The 19725-nt window shown below is 44.1% G+C and carries 14 protein-coding genes; 12 read left to right on the forward strand and 2 right to left on the reverse strand.

Going from position 1 to position 19725, the window contains the following annotated elements; all coding sequences use genetic code 11:
- Positions 1–26 precede the first annotated feature (26 nt).
- Complete coding sequence (locus Q4Q50_RS11180; RefSeq protein ID WP_311899337.1) at positions 27–2015, forward strand: RecQ family ATP-dependent DNA helicase; 1989 nt, start codon at positions 27–29, stop codon at positions 2013–2015.
- Entirely contained in the window at positions 2008–2283 is a 276-nt protein-coding gene (locus Q4Q50_RS11185; protein WP_006081699.1) for a hypothetical protein, read from the forward strand. Before Q4Q50_RS11180 ends, Q4Q50_RS11185 begins: the two co-directional genes overlap by 8 nt.
- 87 nt (positions 2284–2370) lie before the next feature.
- Here the strand turns inward: Q4Q50_RS11185 and eco are convergent, their stop codons facing one another.
- Positions 2371–2922 (reverse strand): serine protease inhibitor ecotin, encoded by a 552-nt coding sequence (gene eco / locus Q4Q50_RS11190; protein ID WP_311899338.1) that lies wholly within the window; start codon positions 2920–2922, stop codon positions 2371–2373.
- A gap of 641 nt (positions 2923–3563) precedes the next feature.
- Between eco and Q4Q50_RS11195 the strand changes: the two genes are divergently transcribed.
- The 5 genes from Q4Q50_RS11195 to Q4Q50_RS11215 all read left to right on the forward strand — a co-directional run bounded on the left by Q4Q50_RS11195 (position 3564) and on the right by Q4Q50_RS11215 (position 10748).
- Complete coding sequence (locus Q4Q50_RS11195; protein WP_311899340.1) at positions 3564–4736, forward strand: cation diffusion facilitator family transporter; 1173 nt, start codon at positions 3564–3566, stop codon at positions 4734–4736.
- Entirely contained in the window at positions 4736–5230 is a 495-nt protein-coding gene (locus tag Q4Q50_RS11200) for a MarR family winged helix-turn-helix transcriptional regulator (protein ID WP_311899341.1), read from the forward strand. Before Q4Q50_RS11195 ends, Q4Q50_RS11200 begins: the two co-directional genes overlap by 1 nt.
- Before the next feature lie 211 nt (positions 5231–5441).
- Positions 5442–7535 (forward strand): prolyl oligopeptidase family serine peptidase, encoded by a 2094-nt coding sequence (locus tag Q4Q50_RS11205; RefSeq protein WP_226058644.1) that lies wholly within the window; start codon positions 5442–5444, stop codon positions 7533–7535.
- Between the two features lie 269 nt (positions 7536–7804).
- On the forward strand, positions 7805–9430 hold the full coding sequence (locus Q4Q50_RS11210; protein WP_311899342.1) for a phosphoethanolamine transferase: 1626 nt from the start codon (positions 7805–7807) through the stop codon (positions 9428–9430).
- A gap of 289 nt (positions 9431–9719) precedes the next feature.
- On the forward strand, positions 9720–10748 hold the full coding sequence (locus Q4Q50_RS11215; RefSeq protein ID WP_063882908.1) for a GGDEF domain-containing protein: 1029 nt from the start codon (positions 9720–9722) through the stop codon (positions 10746–10748).
- 287 nt (positions 10749–11035) lie between these two features.
- On the opposite strand, the gene Q4Q50_RS11220 is transcribed toward Q4Q50_RS11215, so the two are convergent.
- Positions 11036–13741, reverse strand: coding sequence for a GNAT family N-acetyltransferase (locus tag Q4Q50_RS11220; protein ID WP_311899345.1), 2706 nt, complete (start codon positions 13739–13741; stop codon positions 11036–11038).
- A 277-nt stretch (positions 13742–14018) separates the two neighbouring features.
- Between Q4Q50_RS11220 and Q4Q50_RS11225 the strand changes: the two genes are divergently transcribed.
- The 5 genes from Q4Q50_RS11225 to Q4Q50_RS11245 are packed head-to-tail and all read left to right on the forward strand — an operon-like array spanning position 14019 to position 19721.
- Positions 14019–15161 carry a methyl-accepting chemotaxis protein gene (locus Q4Q50_RS11225; protein ID WP_311899346.1) on the forward strand — a complete coding sequence of 381 codons (1143 nt, stop codon included), beginning with the start codon at positions 14019–14021 and terminating at the stop codon, positions 15159–15161.
- Positions 15162–15175: 14 nt separating this feature from the next.
- A complete protein-coding gene (locus Q4Q50_RS11230; RefSeq protein ID WP_011846801.1) occupies positions 15176–15466 on the forward strand; it encodes an STAS domain-containing protein in 291 nt (96 codons plus the stop codon).
- Between the two features lie 2 nt (positions 15467–15468).
- On the forward strand, positions 15469–17175 hold the full coding sequence (locus Q4Q50_RS11235) for a SpoIIE family protein phosphatase (RefSeq protein WP_311899348.1): 1707 nt from the start codon (positions 15469–15471) through the stop codon (positions 17173–17175).
- Between the two features lie 3 nt (positions 17176–17178).
- A complete protein-coding gene (locus Q4Q50_RS11240; RefSeq protein ID WP_063882919.1) occupies positions 17179–17544 on the forward strand; it encodes a response regulator in 366 nt (121 codons plus the stop codon).
- Positions 17545–17561: 17 nt separating this feature from the next.
- On the forward strand, positions 17562–19721 hold the full coding sequence (locus Q4Q50_RS11245) for a chemotaxis protein CheA (protein WP_311899350.1): 2160 nt from the start codon (positions 17562–17564) through the stop codon (positions 19719–19721).
- Positions 19722–19725 lie beyond the last annotated feature (4 nt).

The following is a 19725-nucleotide window of genomic DNA, read 5'->3' on the forward strand; positions in this document are numbered from 1 at the left end:
GTAAGGATGAGTGTAAAGGACGGTTGATGTTCAATCCCATTCCAGAAACCAATCCATACATTAGTTTGTTGCAGCAGGATTTCGGGTTTTCTGAATTTCGCCCTGGCCAAGCGCAAACGATAACACAACTGTTGGCGGGGAAGTCGAGTTTAGCGATTTTTCCGACGGGTTCTGGTAAATCCCTTTGTTATCAATTTACAGCATTGCAGTTACCCCATTTGAGTTTAGTGATTTCGCCTTTACTCGCCTTGATGAAAGATCAGCTGGAGTTTTTACAATCTAAGGGAATTCATGCGGCCAGCATAGATTCAACTTTAAGCGCCGAGCAGAGTCAGCAAGTGATGGCAGATGCGCGCTCTGGCAAGCTGAAAATCTTGATGGTGTCGGTGGAGCGTTTCAAAAATGAACGTTTTCGGCAATTTATTCAATCGGTTCCGCTGTCCATGCTGGTCGTCGATGAGGCGCATTGTATTTCAGAGTGGGGCCATAATTTTCGGCCCGATTATCTTAAATTGCCCGACTATCGGCGTGAGCTTGAGATCCCATTGGTACTGTTATTGACGGCCACAGCAACACGTAAAGTGAAACTGGATATGGCCAAGCGCTTTGATATTGCGCCTGAACACATAGTGCAAACGGGATTTTATCGACCCAATTTAGATTTGACTGTTCTGCCTGTATCAACGCAAGAGAAGAATGCCTTACTGGTTCAGCAGATAGCTTCATTCACAGGTGCCGGCATTGTGTATGTAACTTTGCAGCAAACCGCCGAAACGGTCGCACGACTCTTGATCCAACAAGGTATAGTCGCCAGTGCCTATCATGCTGGATTTGAAGATGAAAAACGTCAACAAATTCAAAATGATTTTATGCAGGATAAGCTGCAAGTGGTAGTGGCAACCATCGCTTTTGGCATGGGAATCGATAAGAGCAATATTCGTTTTGTGATCCACTACGATTTGCCTAAATCCATTGAAAACTACAGCCAAGAAATCGGCAGAGCAGGGCGTGATGGTGCGTTATCCCATTGTGTCACTTTGGCCAATCTTGACGGGCTCAATACCGTTGAAAATTTTGTGTATGGCGATACGCCGGAGCGAGAAGGTATAACACAAGTCATTGAGGCTATTCGACTTGAACAAGATTCCGGTCAGTGGGAATGTCAGCTCAATGGCGTGTCGACGGCAAGTAATATTCGCCAGTTACCGTTAAAAACGTTACTTGTGCAGCTAGAAATTTTAGGTGTGGTTAAGCCGTTATTCACTTACTACGCTGACGTTAATTACAAGTTTTTGGTCGACAAACACGCCATTCTGAGCCGATTTAATCCCGAGCGTCAGGCTTTTTTGACGCAGATTTTTAATCATACGCAGATGAAGAAAATATGGGGTGCGTTAGATTTTGATGCCTTGTACAGTGCGACGGGTCATGAGCGCAGCCGCGTGTTAGCCGCGCTGGAATATTTAGCTGAACATCAGTTCATTGAATTAGAAACTAAACGAATTACTGATGTGTATCGGGTGGATGTTGCCGCATTAGCGCGTCCCGAACTCATCGATGAGCTGTACCATTATTTTATCGATAAAGAGCAGAAAGAAATTGCGCGAATCGCGCAGTTAGTCCGCTTTTTTGAACTTGAGACGTGCTTAAGCCACAATTTATCCCGTTATTTTGATGATAATGAGACGCCAGCGGTCTGCGGTCATTGCAGTGTTTGCCGCGGCAATATTGCTAAGTTGCGCTATTCGACGGAACCAACTTGGCCGACAGATCAGCAGATATTGGCTGATTTGCGTGAGTTGAAACATCATTTAACGGCTAAAGGCATTGATGCTTTGTCACTCGATACCTATTGTCGTTGCCTCGCAGGCATGTCGGTGCCTTTGGTGAGTCGTTTTCAAGTGCGTAAGTTAAGTGGCTTCGGCCGCTGTGAAAAATTGAGATATGCTGAAATTAAACAGAAAGTTGAGTCACTGTTGTCGCAACTAGATGATAAAAGAGTTGAACATGAATAAGGCCGTAAAAAAGATGTTAGCCACCCATGAACATTTAGTTCACTCTGAAGGTGTGACTGTGGTTTCCCATATGCAAAGGGAAAAGGCAGAGTGGGTACAACATACTGTTATGATTGAAGATTGTGATGTTCCGTTTAAATTCAGACGGGTGAAAAAATATCGTAATCTGCAAGGGCAAAAGATCAATGTCATCTATTACCCAGAGACAGAAACTGTGGCGGGTTTTGAGATAGAAATCATGCAAGTCGTTAGAATTAAACGATTCTAGTTAATGTTCTTCGAGTCTTTGCTTTTATCAATCAGCAAAGACTCGAAGCGCATTCGATTGATGACTCGAGCATAAAAATCGTGCTACTTACTTGGAATATTGATAAGTTGAATCCACGTTCCACGTTCTGAAACGCAGTTCAGCGCCTTCTGGTAGATAAAATACCTTAGGTAAACGACTGTCGTAGCGCATTTTTAGTTCACCTGGAATACGTACAAAAGCCTCTTTCTTCGCCAGTTCGAAACAGGCCATCATAGTGCTCGGCCCTTCAGCGATTTCATCCACTCGATAGTAGTTATAACCCCAACCTTGTACTGTCAGTTCCTTCAATTCCCCGTTTAATCCATGCTTATTGCAATCGACCATTTGAGTCTGGCCAATTTGGATTTCGATCATGTAATCATCTTCGTTTTCTAACTTAGGCAAACTCAAAATGTGCTGCACCATACCAGCCGCCGGAGCAGGGAACATTTTAGTCGCTTCTTGTGCGCTGTAATCTTTTGGGTCAAAACGTTGAATGCTGATCATAGGCGCATCTAATCCTGTTGGGTGTGGCGGGCTAACTGCCGCAGCATTGAATGACAATAATGCAAATGCAAGGGGAACAGTGCTAACGCTAAATAAGGTCTTCAATTTCATCTTGTTTCTCCTAATCGAACTGAATGGATGTCGACAAGTTTGTCGATGTTCTGCTCCCTATAAACGCAGCAGAGGTAAAAAAGGGTTAAATTATTTAATAAAAAATCGTTTTTTACCCAAATAATTTTTATCCATCTGAATAATAAGGGTTAATTGTGATTTTTAATGACTTATTTTGTTAAGTTCGGTGCTATTTCAATTCTTTGCTGTGGCGGTTTATTGACTCATATCATGCGAAAAATAGGCGAAACAGCCTAGATACAAAACCTTAAAACTTGGATTTCAACTTGCTCAGAAAAGCCGCTTCTGAGTCTTTCTACAACTGCGAAAGGCTGCAATAAAGCCAATCTTACTCTGCTGAATCAGCTGTTTTCACACATAAATCAAACGCTAATCCATTAAACCTTGCCTGATATCCTCTGCCTAGTCTAGCTGCCTATCTTTATTCACATATCAGCGTCTCGACTGATGGAAGGAGTACAGATGCATTATGGGGATCCAGATGCACGTTTAAAAGTTTGAAAACGGTATATCTTGATAAATAGTTAATTTGAACTTCATATATTTTGATTTTCAAACTATAATTCAGGCAAAACGTTTTTTATCATTGATAGCGATGGACATGGAGTAGGAATTACACAATGAAATCAACTACAGCCGAGCAAGCGACAGGGCATCAAGCTTCAGCCCACCGCCAAGGGCACTCACTCGCCCATTGGCAACACTCACATGAGTTTTCGAATCAGAACCGCGATGGCGAAAAAAACACACGCTATGTACTGTATTTAACTGTGATCACTATGGTGGCAGAAATTGCTGCCGGAACCATTTACGGTTCTATGGCATTGCTCGCCGACGGTTGGCACATGGGCACCCATGCCGCGGCCTTTATGATCACACTGTTTGCCTATTCCTATGCCCGTAAACACGCTAACGATCCTGCTTTTGCCTTTGGCACAGGTAAGGTGAGTGTGCTTGGCGGTTACACCAGTGCAATAGCCTTAGGTTTAGTGGCATTGGTGATGTTGATTGAATCGGGAATGCGGCTGATCAGTCCTGAGCAAATTCATTTCAACGAAGCTATTTTTGTGGCCGTTATTGGTTTAAGCGTCAATATACTGAGTGTGTTTTTACTTAAAGATCATCATACCCACGATCACGGGCATCACCACGGTCATGGACATGATCATAGTCACGACCATGATCATGAAGACGAACATGCTCACGATGAAAGTCATCATGATCATAGCCATTGCCAACATAAACAGGATCACCAACATGCTGCTGAGCATGAGCATGAGCATGAGCATGAGCATGAGCATGAGCATGAGCATGAGCACAAGAGCCAGAAGGCCCACGGTGGCCATGATCACAACCTACGCGCGGCCTATTTTCACGTACTAGCCGATGCATTAACGTCAGTGCTCGCCATCGCTGCCTTGTTGTTTGGTAAATACATGGGACTAACTTGGCTCGACCCGATTATGGGGATTGTCGGCGCTGTGATTATCAGCCGTTGGTCTTGGGGACTCATTCAGCAAACCAGTCCTATTTTGCTGGACGGCGGCGTTAAAGCATCATTACAACGTAAAGTCATACAAACCATTGAAGCTGTGACGGATCATCAAGTGGCCGATTTACATCTTTGGCGAGTGAGCGCCGATCACCATGCTATTATGGTGTCCATCGTGTCCCATTCACCGAAAGATGTCAGTTATTTTAATCAGTTACTGTCACAATTTCCTGAATTGGCCCATATCACCATTGAACTCCATACTTGCCGTCAGCGCGAGTGTATGGCTAAGGAAGCCTAATGACTGTTGAACATCATCATTCATCAAACCTGCATTCAAGTGAGCCACATTCGACTGCTGCTCAATCAACAGCTGCACATTCAACCGATCATGCATTAAATCATGTGATTATTGAATTTTATGAAAAGCTGTCGTCATGGGAACACGCCATTGTACGCGACAAAGGTTTTAGTCTATCGCAGGTGCACACCATTGAGTTACTCGGCGTGCACGGCGCCATGCGGATGAAGGAATTGGCGGATAAAATTGGCGTCACAACCGGCACATTAACAGTTCAAATCGATAAAATGGTAGAGGCACAGTGGGTTGTGCGTCGTCCCCATGAAACCGATCGCCGTTCGATTCTGGTGGAGTTAACTGAGAAGGGCCAAGCCTTGTTCCTTGAACATGATGCTTTGCATCTACAACTCACCACAGATCTCACCGCAAAAATGAGCAGTGAGGAACGAATCGTGCTGCTTAATTTGCTGTCACGCATGAATAACGAGTTTTAGTTTACCCTACGTCATCGACTAAAAAGCGTCCCTCGTGGACGCTTTTTTATAGCACGACATCTTTAAAAACGCGATTCATTCTAGATTAATCATCCGCTATTACAGTACCTTACCTTTTGTTACATTCTTGTTGGATTAATAGTTGAACTGGATATTAATTAAGGTAATGTAAGGGCAGATCTCAAGATGGACTTTGTATAAAAGGAATAGAATGAATAATAAATTACTGCCTTGGTGCATTGCAGGAGTGCTCGGAATGAGCGGTCAACTTCACGCAGAAGAAGATAAATATATTTGGTTGGAAGATGTTGAAGGCGCTAAGCCTATGGAATGGGTGAAAACCCAAAATGCCGCATCTGCCGCCGAAATTAAAGCGTTCAAAGGTTTTGATACTTTAGTGGCGAATAGCCTCGCCATCCTGAACGATAAAGAACGCATTCCCTACGCCACCCATATTGGCGACAAGTTATATAACTTTTGGAAGGATGACACCCATGTGCGCGGCATTTACCGTCGCACCACAATGGAAGAATATGCCAAGGCCGATCCTAAATGGGAAACCGTGCTCGATATCGATGCCTTAGGTAAAGCCGAAGCCGTCAATTGGGTATTTAAGGATATTAGCTGTCAGTATCCCGAAAATGAGCGCTGTTTTGTCTCATTGTCTCGCGGCGGTGCCGATGCGGTGGAAGTGCGTGAATTTAATCTCAACACTAAATCCTTTGTTGCTGCCAAAGATAAGCCATTCTTTTTAAAAGAAGCCAAATCGAGCCTGAGCTGGATAGATAAAGACCACGCCTTTGTCGGTACGGATTTTGGTGATGGTCAAAGCATGACGGACTCTGGATATCCCCGGGGCGTTAAATTGTGGCAACGTGGCACGCCACTTGACCAAGCTAAGCCTGTTTTCACCGGCGACAAGGCTTCAGTTGCAGTTTCTGGCTGGGTGTTATTCGATGATAAAACGCCGCTGAGTTTAGTCACCGAAGCGCATACTTTTTATACCGCCAGCCAATATGTGTACCAAGACGGTAAACTCATTGGATTGCCTTTACCGCAAGATGCTGAGATTAAAGGTTATTTTAAAGGTAAGTTATTCATTGAGTTAAAGAGCGATTTAACCAATCAAGACGGCAACTTTAAGCAAGGCGCGGTCGTGTATGCCGATGTGGCGGATCTTATCGCCCAAAAAGCCAAGTTCAGTTTATTTGTGAGCCCGACTCAAACCGCATCGATTGCGCAGCTCAGTTTTAGCAAGAGTGCAATTTTTGTTAATTGGCTCGATAACGTGAAAAGTAAATTAGTGCGTTATGAGCAAGACGAAAAGGGCGCTTGGCAGAGCACTCACGTACCGTTTGAAGCGAATGGCGCCTTGACTGTAATGGACGTTGAGCAAGACAGTGATGATTTCTTCGTGAATTACACTAGTTTTCTTGAGCCTTCAAGTCTCTACACTGTGAATGCCAAAACCTTAAATCCAAAGAAAATTAAAGGTATGCCGCAACAGTTTGCTGCGGACAAGTTTAAAACTGAGCAATACTTTGCGACGTCTAAAGATGGCACTAAAGTACCGTACTTTGTGGTGATGGCTAAGGATCTTAAGTTAGATGGCACTCATCCCACGCTACTTTACGGTTACGGCGGGTTTGAAGTGTCGCTGCGTCCTTCTTATTCGGCCACCATTGGTAAGAATTGGTTAGAGCAGGGCGGCGTTTATGTGTTATCCAACATTCGTGGCGGTGGCGAATACGGTCCTGCTTGGCATCAAGCGGCGTTAAAGCAAAATCGACATAAAGCCTATGAGGATTTTGAGGCAATCGCTGAGGATTTGATTGCCCGTAAAATCACCTCAAGCAAACATTTAGGCATCCAAGGCGGCAGCAATGGCGGCCTGTTAATGGGCGCGGCATTTACCCGCAGACCAGATCTTTATAATGCTGTCGTGTGCCAAGTACCTTTACTTGATATGTTTAGATTCAATAAGTTGCTTGCGGGTGCCAGCTGGATGGGCGAATACGGTAACCCTGATATTCCAGAAGAATGGGCGTACATTAAAACCTACTCGCCTTATCATAACCTGCATAAAGACGTGCATTATCCAAAGGTCTTTTTCACCACATCTACCCGTGACGACAGGGTTCACCCAGGTCACGCCCGTAAGATGGTCGCTAAGATGAAAGACATGGGGATTGATGTGTTGTACTACGAAAATATCGAAGGTGGCCACGCCGGCGCCGCAGATAATAATCAAGCTGCGGAACTTAATTCAATGGCGTTTGCCTACTTACTACAGCAATTACGATAATCACCGCCGGGTTAACATAAGTTGTTAACAAGTTGGTGATAAAGCCGAGCAAGGCCCTAATAGGTTGGGGAGCAAAAAACGGTCGAACTGATTGAGGTTCGGCCGTTTTTTTAACTTTGTTTTTTAATTGTTAACATTAACCACAGATAATTTGAGCCATTGCCGAGAGCTTGCTACTATGGCGAAAAAATTTGACTGTTACAGCCTAAGATTACCTTAAGAATTGTAAGTTAGTCTCGGCATACAACTAATTTGAGTGAGAGCTATCAGTGCTAGCAAGATTTAAGACTCTATCGGTGAATCGATTCACTTTTATCACAGCGTTATTTTACGTTTGTATTTTCAATATCCCACTATTTGGCATCATTAAAAAAGGCATCGAAAAACAACCGGATGTCGATCCAATCTTCATCGCTACTATGCCGTTGTTTTTAGCCTTTGCCCTCAGTTTTGTGTTTTCCTTATTTACGGTGAAGTACCTCGTTAAGCCGTTTTTCATCATACTCACCTTGTTGTCATCGAGTGTGTTCTTCGCCGCCTATCAATACAATGTCGTGTTTGATTACGGCATGATAGAAAACACCTTTCAAACCAATCATGCCGAAGCGCTGATGTATGTGAATTTTGCTTCGATAATGAATATGGTACTGACAGGGATTTTACCTGCGTATCTTATCTATAAGGCCGATATTCAGTACCAGCCTTTCTTCAAAGAGTTACTGCATAAAGTGCTGTTTATGCTGGCGATGTTGGCGGGACTCGGCATTATTGCTTTCTTTTATTTCCAAGATTATGCCGCCTTTGGCCGCAACAACGACGAGCTAAAACGTTATATCGTGCCGACGTACTTTATTGGCGCTGCGTCTAAGTACATTAATGTGCATTATTTGCAAACGCCGATTGAATATCAGCCACTGGGTCTCGATGCCAAAAATGTCAGTGCCAACCCTAATGGTAAACCTAACTTATTAGTGCTTGTGGTCGGTGAAACCGCGCGGTCTATGAATTATCAGTATTATGGCTATGACAAGCCGACCAACGCCCATACCCAAGACCAAGGATTAATAGTCTTTAAAGATACCCATTCATGTGGCACGGCAACCGCTGTCTCCCTGCCTTGTATGTTTTCACGCATGGGACGGGAAGATTATGATTCTCGCCGCGCCTATGCCCAAGATACTGCGGTTGATGTGTTGAACCATGGCGGGATTAAAGTGCAGTGGTTTGACAATGACTCTGGTTGTAAAGGCGTGTGCGATCAAGTTGAAAACATTACGATTGATTTGAACAGCGATCCTGAGTTGTGTACTGGCCAATATTGTTTCGACCAAGTGTTACTCAACAAATTAGATGAAACCTTGGCCACTGCAGAACGTAAAGATACCGTGATTGTGTTGCATGTGATTGGTAGCCATGGACCAACGTATTTCTTACGTTATCCACCTGAGCACCGTAAGTTCACACCGGATTGTCAGCGTAGCGATATTCAAAACTGTAGCCCAGACGAGCTGATTAACACCTACGACAACACCATTTTATATACTGACTACATCATCAGCGAAGTAGTGAAAAAGTTACAAAATCAGCAAGATAAATTTGATCCAGCCATGTTGTATCTCAGTGATCACGGCGAATCGTTAGGTGAGAAGGGCATGTATTTACATGGCGCTCCTTATAGCATTGCGCCAATCGAACAGACGAGTATTCCTATGCTTGCTTGGGTATCTGAAGATTTCAGTAAAGATAACCACTTAGACATGGCCTGTTTAGCAGATCACGCGGCGAAGGGCGGTTTCTCCCATGACAATTTATTCGACAGTCTTTTAGGCCTAATGAATGTCAAGACCGAGGTATATCAGCCTAAGTTAGATATCTTTGCCAGTTGCCGAGGTTAATCAACCCATTAACTCATCAATATTGAGTCGCGAGCATTATCGTGCGACTCAATGTTATCTTGTGACTCAATGCTATCTTGCGACTTAGTCTGATCGACTGACCCCAAGTTATTGAGTGATACCTCGTTAGTTTGGTGTCGTCAATTCAAGTTCTAACTTAAAAGGGGATGGCAACATCCTCTTTTCTTTTGTCGCCTATCATAATAATTGATTTCCCCCATATCCAAATCGAAGCACTTGAGTTAACTTAATGCATACAAAAACATAACAAGTCTATGGTTCGCGATTTATGCCTTCTACTGCAGAAAATAAAGAGCTTGATTCTGCCGCGCAAATTTTGCGTTTGGCCGTACCGCAAATGTCTGCCCTCGATATCCCAGTCACACCTGAAAACTACACTGTTTGGTATGAATATTTTGCAGGGACAAATCTCGATTTAAACCGTGCGATTGATGGCTTTCTGGCAAATTCAGTTTCTTTTACCAAGGAGGTTAACACCAGTCTGTATAAGAACTTTATTCAAGAGCAGTCACCTGAAGTGATTGAAAATGTGCAGATTGAGACACAAATTCTGATCAATAGTTTGTTAAGTAAAATTAGCCAACTGAGTCAAGGTACCGCAGCGTTTTCAGGTTCATTAGCTGAGTTTGGTTTGCGCCTACAGACAAATCCCGACATTAATACTTTAAATGAGCTGGTTGATGGTGTGGTCGATGAAATGCAGATGCTGCTCATCAACAACCGTGAGATGGAGCAAAGCCTGTGCACCATGGGCCAAGAAGTGCAAAATCTTAAATCGGAAATGGAAAACCTGAGCCTGGCGGCGATGACGGACCAATTAACCTCGCTGCACAATCGCCGTGCCTATGAACTGAGTATTCAAGATCAAATCTACCTTTCCCAAGATCATCAAACCCGTTGCAGCCTTTTACTGATCGATATCGATAACTTTAAAGCCTTTAACGACACTTATGGCCATTTAACCGGCGATAAAGTGTTGGCCTATGTCGCATTAGCCTTAAAACAATGTGTGCGAGGGGATGACTTTGTGGCGCGTTATGGCGGCGAAGAATTTGTGGTGGTGTTGCCTAACACTCATTTTCACGATGCATTACAAGTGGCTGAAAATCTTCGGGAACGTATCTCTGAGCGCCGCTTAACCATAGGAAAAGACAAAAAACTTTCCCTTGGCGCCATTACTGTTTCGATTGGTCTGGCTTCATTGCAGCAAGGCGACGATGCAGAAACCCTATTTAGTCGCGCCGATAAGGCCCTGTATCAAGCCAAGTCCGAAGGCCGTAACTGCGTCAGGGGATAAAATAGATAGGGTATAAATAGATAGGGTATAAATAGATAGGTGATTTTCGGCTGAGTTTTGCTGGTTCAGTTACCATAAACAGCTTTATTTTGCTGCGTTTAATCAGCCAGCGGTGCACGGCCTTGGCTCATTACCAATACTCTTCTTAAGCATCTGACATTTTAAGTGATTAATTGATAAGAGTCAGTTGCATAAAAATTGAACTTTGTGGTTGTACTGTGGATTCCAGCAGATATGATAACAAAACGCCGCAAATCATTGCGGCGTTTTTGTTCGTCAGGATAAGGCTATTTATCAGTGGGTGACTTTAAATCCATATGCATTTTGATCAAATGCTCCTCCATATCGAAGGTCACCTTAAAACCAAGACTCTTAGCAAGGCTAGCCATATTGCGATTCTCGAACATGGTAAAGCCGGTGAGCACAGGCGTATCATTGGCTTGATAATACTTAATCAGTTTTTCGAGCAACAATTTACCTAAACCTATACCTTGATGATCGCCGCGCACAGCCATGGCAAATTCGGCCTCAGTATTGTCGGGGTCGATGGACGCACGCACGGCACCTAAGGTGATGTCATCGCCATCAGGACCTTTGGCGGTGGCGATAAAAGCCATCTCACGGGCGTAATCGATTTGGGTTAATACCGCCATTTCTTCATGGGTCATTTTAGAGCGCACCCCGAAATAGCGTTTGTATCTGTCTTCATCGGAGAGCGAATTATCAAAAGCCAAATGCTTGGGTTCATCTTCGGGCAGAATCGGCCTTAGCATTACCTTAAGGCCATTTTTAAGCTCGGCGAATTCTTCTAATTCCTTCGGATACGGCATGATGGCCATCCGTGATGAACTGTCGGCATTGGCGTCGTGCAAACGGATATTCACATCGAGCAGCGTAATGTTTTCACCCGCGGCTAATACTGGGTTTAAATCCAAAGAGGCGATTTCGGGGCAATCGATAATGATGTGGGATATTTGCGTTAGCATCACGCACAGGGCATTCATGTCTAAACCTAGCGGTAAATGCCTGTCCTTCAACTTATGGGTCTTTAACGCTTGGATCACCATATACCGCGCCAGTGCCATATTCAGTGGTGGCAGGGCAACGGCGGCGTCATTAGTTGGATCCCATTCTGAGCCACCTTCACCCAAACAAATCGCTGGACCAAAGACGGGATCGCTTATCACGGCCACGCGGATTTCCTGAGCGCCAGCGGTCAATGCCATTTTTTGCACTATCATACCTTCGATAATGGCTTCAGGATTGGCCTGATGCACCCTTTGGGTAATGGCACTCGCGGCGTGGCGGATATCTTCGGCAGAGGTTAGATTGAGCATCACTCCGTGCACATCGGACTTATGCAAGATATTCGGAGACTGCACTTTTAACGCTAAGGGATAGCCCGCTTCATTAGCGATGGCGACCGCTTCATCGGCATCTTTCACAAACCAAGTGTCTATAGTGTTCAGCCCATAGGCACGCAAAATAGGACTTGCCTCATGGGTTTCGAGTACTGATTTTCCTTTCGCTTGAGCCGCTTGCAATAATTTACGCGCAGTGTGGCTATCTGTCGGAATATTGTCGGGGATCGATTGCGGTACTTCTTGCAGCAGTTTTTGGTTACGGCGGTATTCAACCATATGCATAAACGCACCCACGGCGCCTTCGGGCGTACGATAGGTGGATATGCCGCCCTTAGTGAAGCGTTTTCGCGCCTGATAGGCAGAGTCTTCGCCGCTCCAGTTGGTCAAAATATTAAGGCGATTCTTTTTCGGATGCGCATGGATCACGCTAATCAAGGCATCGGCGATTTCAACGCTTTCACCCAGCGCCGAAGGGGAGTGCAATACCAAAATGGCATCCAGCTCATTGGAATCCATCAAGATAGTCAAGGCTTTAGCATATCGCGACGCGTTTGCATCACCAATGATATCGATAGGGTTTTGCCTTGACCAAGTATTAGGTAACACGGCTTCTAATTTGGCTATGGTGTCATCTGATAACTCAGCCAATTTACCGCCGCGCATAATGAGTTCATCTACCGCTAACACTGCGGGGCCGCCACCATTACTAATTATGCCTAAGCGTTCACCTTGCAGGGGATTGGAATGCGCAAGGCTTTCAACCGCGGCAAACAGTTCAATTAAGTCGTTAACCCGCAGCATACCGGCGCGGCGAAATGCGGCTTCATATACAGCATCATTACCGCCAACACCGCCCGTATGTAATTTTGCGGCGCGGGCCCCTTCGGCGCTGCGGCCAGATTTAATCACCAAAATCGGTTTATTGCGTGAAGCGGCTCGGGCAGCGGAGAGAAAATGGCGTTTCTCATTCACAGAATCGATATAAAGCATGATGGCACTGGTGCGACTGTCGCGGCCAAGGTAATCGAGCAGTTCGTCAAAGTTAATGTCGGTGGCATCACCTAGCGAGATAAAGGATGAAAAACCAATGCCTTTGTTATTGGCCCAATCGAGTACCGTAGTACAAATAGCGGCCGATTGAGACACAAAGGCAATTTTACCGGGTAGGGCGCTGGCGTGGGCTAAACTGGCGTTTAATCCTAATGGCGGCAGCAACATCCCTAAGCTGTTTGGCCCCAGAATGCGCATCCCATAACGTTTGGCATTTTGCATGGTCAGGTCGAGCAGACTCACGCCGTCTTCGTTAACTTCCTGCGCCATACCTGACGCCATAATAATCGCCACTTTACAGCCAAATTGCGCCAGAGTTTCAACAATCGCGGGTACACGGCAAGCGCGGGTACAAATAACCGCTAAATCGGGTTTGATGGGAAGAGCTTCGATATTGGGATAGGCAAGCACGCCCATTACTGCCCGATATTTTGGGGTGACGGGCATGATAGGACCCGAAAAACCACTGGAGAGCAGGTTTTTCATCAGCACATTACCCGCACGCTTTTCGGTATTCGAAGCGCCGATAATGGCTACGGAAGTCGGTTTAAATAAGGAGTGTAATGTACGTTGACTCATAAGCGATTCCATCCCAATCAATGACGCTTCCAGTGTAACCTAGGGTATGAGTACTGCCCAGTTTAAGTTTCGGGTTCGATTAAGGTAAGTTTATTAGCAAATCATGAATTTACAGTCATTTACTGAGAATCTGAGCCCAATTCTGTGGATTTATCCTGTGATAACTGCATTTTCCGCATTGCGGCACGTAACAATGTGAAAAATTTCACTTTCATGTTTGAAAATTGCTCAGTACCAAACTACTTTTTAATCACTGTACAATTATTGTGAAATCCATATGACATACAAGGATGGGGTCGTTGCGTTACTTGCGGCAGGCGTTGGATATTTACTGGGTTTAATCACTTTATTGGCTATCGGGCCGATTATATCCGTGTTGATTATGTTGCTTTGGCAATTTTATCAGCACAAACAAAAGCTATCAGTTCAACAGCACGATGATAAGTCCTCAAACAGCCAACTGGCCGCCGATTGGCAAGCCCACGTCAATCTGTATCAAGAAACGATCACCACACTTAACAGTTGTGAGTCTAACATTGATAGCGTGCTGACAGTGCAGGGCGATGCGGTCAATTTGCTAAGCGAATCGTTCGATGGCTTAGGGCGATTAATGACGGAGCAAACAGGCTTCATTTCAGCGCTTGTCCAAAGCACTGATGATGCAGAGCTATTCCATTCAGATCAAATGAAACAATTCGCCAATAATACCTCTCTGACCTTAGAGCGCTTTATTCAAACCACAGTAGATATGTCAGCATCTACTATGGAGTTGTTGGAAAAAGTGAATCTTATCTACGAGGCCATGCCCCAAGCAATGAAAGCCTTACAGGATATAGACCAAATCTCTTCCCAGACCAATTTACTCGCCTTAAATGCGGCAATTGAAGCGGCAAGAGCGGGCGATGCGGGCAGGGGATTTGCGGTTGTTGCCGATGAAGTGCGGGCTTTATCTACTCGAAGCTCAGGCTTTAGTGAAGGTATACAAAAACAGCTTAGATCGATTCAAACTCAGATTGAACAATTAACCGTACACGTGAGTAAAGTTGCCGCTCAAGATATGACTTATATCATAGATGCAAAGAAGGATATTGATACTGCACTTAAACATATTATTGTCAAAGCAGAGAAGGATTCTCATGTGATAGCACGCATAGATTCATCGGCACATGAACTCGAACAAGCTATCTCAGATACGATTCGAGGCTTGCAGTTCAGCGATATCACTTCCCAAAGTCTGATTTACACCAACCAATCCTTAAGTCATTTAAAAGAGTCCCTCAATCGCGTCGCCAACATGTCGCAACAGGAGTTTGGTATTGACGGCGATGATATCACGACACAAATGAGTCGCCGGCGTCAGGAGACGCACAATCCCGTATCAAGGGATCAAATTACCTGTGGTGAAATTGAACTCTTTTAAATAGGGATATCATAATGTCGAATATTCAAACGATTCCATTGCCAGAACGCTTTGATTTCTATTATCACAAAACATTTACGTACAGTTATCAAAGCATCATAAAACTGGAAGGTATTAATCATATTATTCTCGATTTTAGCCGAGTGCTTTATTTGGATAGTTCTGCTTTAGGTATGATGGTATTACTACATCGTAAGGCACAGGAGCTACATATTTCGACCTCTATTAAAGGTGCACATGGTCAAGCCGAGGAAATACTCAATATTGCTAACATGCAGAAACTCTACATTATAGAGAATTGCTAGTCATGAAATCATTAATAGCAAAGAAGAACTATATATTAGTCATCGATGACGATGTCATAATGAGCCAGACAATTAGTGACTTTATTCATGAGAAAGGTTACCACGTCATTGTCTGTAATAATCTTGAGGAAGCATTCTCAGAATTGTCACAATATAAGATTGACCTTGTACTGATTAACTTTTGGCAGCCAGATGGTACAGCTCTAATTTTACTTGAACATTTAAATGAAGAAAAAATAACAACTCCAGTCATAGTGATCAGCAATACTAAGGAACATCAATCCGTATTAGAATGTTTTCGAATGGGCGTATTAGATTTTGTTGTTAAGCCGATTAACCTTGAGATATTTTGGTATAAAGTCGAGTGCTTATTAACTCGGGTTAAGTTACAGCATGAAGTTAAGTTACAAAGAATTGAACTTGAAAAAATGCTGTATGAGAAAGCCAGAGAAGAAAAAATGGCTAGGAACTTATTCGAGCACTTAGTCAATATTGATAATACCCAATTCGAGTTTGTTCGTACTTTCTGCCAGGCAAGTGCCAATTTTAGTGGTGACATAATCCTTAAAGGGTTAGCTCCTAATGGCAATTTTTTCCTTATGCTTGCAGATTCAACGGGTCACGGATTAAGTGCAGCAATGCCAATTATGCGTGTTGCTAGTACATTTAGAGCCATGGTTTCAAAGGGGTTTTCATTAGCAACGCTAATATATGAACTGAACTCAAAAGTACATAGAGAAAACCCTGATGATCGCTTTGTTGCTTGTATTGTTTTAGAAGTCGATTTTTTTCGAAAAAAAATACATATTTGGAACGGCGGCATGCCACCCGTATATATCAAAAACCATCTTGAAACTGAAACAGTCTCAGACCATTATCCTGTAAAAAATGTCATAAAATTCAAATCAACAAACATGGCACTTGGCATTTTGCCTCCCCAAACCTTCGTGGCGGATATTGCTACGGTTGATTTACCCGTTGTCGGTCATGCCTGTTTATTTAGTGATGGATTAATTGAACAATACACTAATGAAAACAAACCATTCGGCATTGAAACTTTAAACTCATTATTTATTCAACACGCGAGTGAGCTTATCCCATACTTAACAGAAAACTTTAAAAACGTTTTCGATGGTAAGCCTATAACGGATGATATTACAGTATGCACATTAGACTTTGAACGATTGAGTGAGTGGCATCAACAGTATGATATCTGCCTTGTTCGGTCAAATATGGATGGCGAATTTGATTGGGAGGTCAAACTCGCTGGGCCAATGTTGTTAAGTGCTGAATATTTAAATTCTTTAAATCAATTCTTAGGCATGTTTGGATTCGCGACAAGTTTTTGCCAAAGGGTTTTCACTGTGGTTGCCGAACTATTTAGCAATGCTATCGATCATGGTGTACTAAAATTAGATTCTCGGCTAAAAAGTGATCCGGATGGTTTCGAATTGTACCATAGTATTAGGGACAGTTCTTCAGCACGACTCACAATGAATGATTGGGTGAAAGTGAGCTTGGTTTGGTGTTCCATAACGAATGAGTTGCATATATGTGTAGCAGATAGTGGTCAAGGATTTAAGGGATATAAAAATACTGTTGTAGATATCCCTCAGCTTTCTGGACGAGGGCTCTCACTGGTGAAAACATTATCTAAGACCTACGAATTAGTATCACCAGGAAATATAACGAAAGTCATAATGGAATAGCGCATGAGTAAAAAAATATTAGTGGTTGATGATTCCGCTGCGATTCGACAAATGGTCGAAGCGACCCTTAAATCGGCTAGTTACCAAGTGGTACTGGCCAAAGATGGCCGTGAAGCCCTCGATCTTTGTAATGGGCAAAGATTTGATTTTATCCTGACGGATCAGAATATGCCGCGAATGGATGGACTGACCTTAATTAAATCCTTACGTGCTATGTCGGCATTTATGCGTACGCCGATCATTATGCTTACGACCGAAGCGGGCGATGACATGAAGGCGCAAGGAAAAGCGGCAGGTGCAACTGGGTGGATGGTAAAACCCTTTGATCCTCAAAAGCTGTTGGCTATTACGGCTAAAGTGCTGGGTTAACTGCAACGGGGTGCGCTATGTCCATCAATATGGCCGAGTTCCATCAGGTCTTTTTTGAAGAAAGTCATGAACATCTTGAAAATATGGAACAATTGCTATTGGCATTGGACCTTGCTTCTCCCGATCCTGAAGAACTGAACACGATTTTCCGTGCCGCCCACTCGATTAAAGGTGGCAGTGGTATTTTTGGTTTTACCGCACTGACCAGTGTCACCCATGTGATGGAAAACCTGCTGGATAAGACCCGCAAGGGCAACTTCCAACTCACCTCATCGATTATCGATTTACTGCTGAGTACCGTTGATACGCTATCCCATATTTTGAGTCTGTACCGCGAAGAAGAACAAATTGATTGGCAGGAGGTTGAGTACAGTAAAAGCCAATTGGTCGCAGCGTTAAATGGCGAATCCTTTAGCTCATCGGTTGCAGTACGAAATGGCACTGATATCGCTAACACTCCTGTGACTCCAACTCTCAATGCAGAGCCTTCTGCACTAGTGGAAACCGAGGATGAGCTGGGTTTTGGATTTTTCGAAGATGAAATGGAGCGCGATATTGTTATCGAAGGTGAAGACTTTGGATTTTTTGAAGAGGCTTATCAAGCTGAAGATATTAGCGTTGAGAGTTTAACATCTGAGGTTAGTGTCAGTGTCAATAGTACCGCAGAGCAGTTAGTTACTGCCTCTGATGATGAATTGGGTTTTGGTTTTTTTGAGGCATTAACCCCTGAATCTTTTGCCAATGAAATCGAATTACTGAGCTCAAAACTTGTGGAACCTGCGGCTGCTAAACCTGCCACTAATAGGGCGAATCAAGTTAAGGTGACCGCTAATACTCAAGCAAAACGTAGCATATTTAAAGAGAAGGAAACAGAGCCCAAAGCACCTCCAGCAACCAGCGTGTCAGCAAGTACAAAGGTAACTCCAAGCTCAACTGCAGCACTCAATCCAGCCGTTACGCCAAAAAATACTCAAGCTGAGGTGAAAACGGCGACTAAAAAAACCGCCGCGTCAGCTCCGGATGCCACCTTAAGGGTCGAAACCTCCAAAATCGATACTCTGGTCAATCTGGCGGGCGAATTGGTCATAACTCAGTCTATGTTGACTCTGATTGGGAATGAGTTGACTGGCGAGATAGGCGAGCGCCTTAAGACTGCACTCAATGAATTGGAACGTAATACCCGTGAGATGCAAGAGGCCGTGATGTCGGTGCGTATGCTGCCGGTATCTTTTGTGTTTAACCGTTTCAACCGTTTAGTGAGGGATCTTTCTGAGCAGCTGGGTAAAAACGTCAATCTCGTGATTGAAGGCGGCAACACAGAAATTGATAAGGGCATGATTGAAAAGCTTGTCGATCCGCTGACCCACTTAGTGCGCAATAGCTTAGATCATGGCATCGAAAAACCCGACATTCGTTTGGCTGCAGGTAAAGCAGAAATTGGGCAACTTTCTCTCAGAGCGAGTCAACGTGGCGGCAGCATAGTCATTGCAGTGTACGATGATGGCGCAGGTTTATGTCGTGAGCGTATTCTCCAAAAGGCGAAGGAGAATAGTATTACTATCGCGGAGAATGCAAGCGACAAGCAAGTCTGGCAATTGATTTTTGCCGCAGGTTTTTCAACCGCGCAGGAAGTGACAGACGTGTCTGGTCGAGGTGTCGGTATGGACGTGGTGCGCCGAAATATTGAAGCTCTAGGAGGGAGAATCGATATTGACTCAGTGCAGGGTAAAGGCGCGACCTTTGAGATCCAATTGCCGCTCACCCTTGCGATTGTCGATGGTATGAGTGTGTCTGTTGGCAATCAGATCTACATTTTACCCTTAGTACACATCATAGAATCCATTCAGCCGCAAACCGAACAACTCAAATTTCTAGCCAAAGAAAGACTCCTAAAAGTGCGTGAAGAGTACTTACCTCTACTTAATCTTCATCAACTGATGGAGATTGAGCCCAAGGCTAGCACGCCAGAAGAGGGCATAGTGGTATTGCTCGAAAGCAACCACAAGCGCTTTGGCCTGTGCGTTGATGCCTTAGTTGGCCAGCAGCAAGTCGTGATCAAGAGTCTTGAAAAACATTACCGCAGGATTCCCGGAGTTTCCGGCGCCACCATCATGGGTGATGGTAGCGTTGCTTTGATCCTCGATGTCGAATCGCTTGCATTGCACATCAAAAATTAAGGAA

It is taken from the genome of Shewanella scandinavica (assembly GCF_031932065.1).
Classification (GTDB): Bacteria; Pseudomonadota; Gammaproteobacteria; order Enterobacterales; family Shewanellaceae; genus Shewanella; species Shewanella baltica.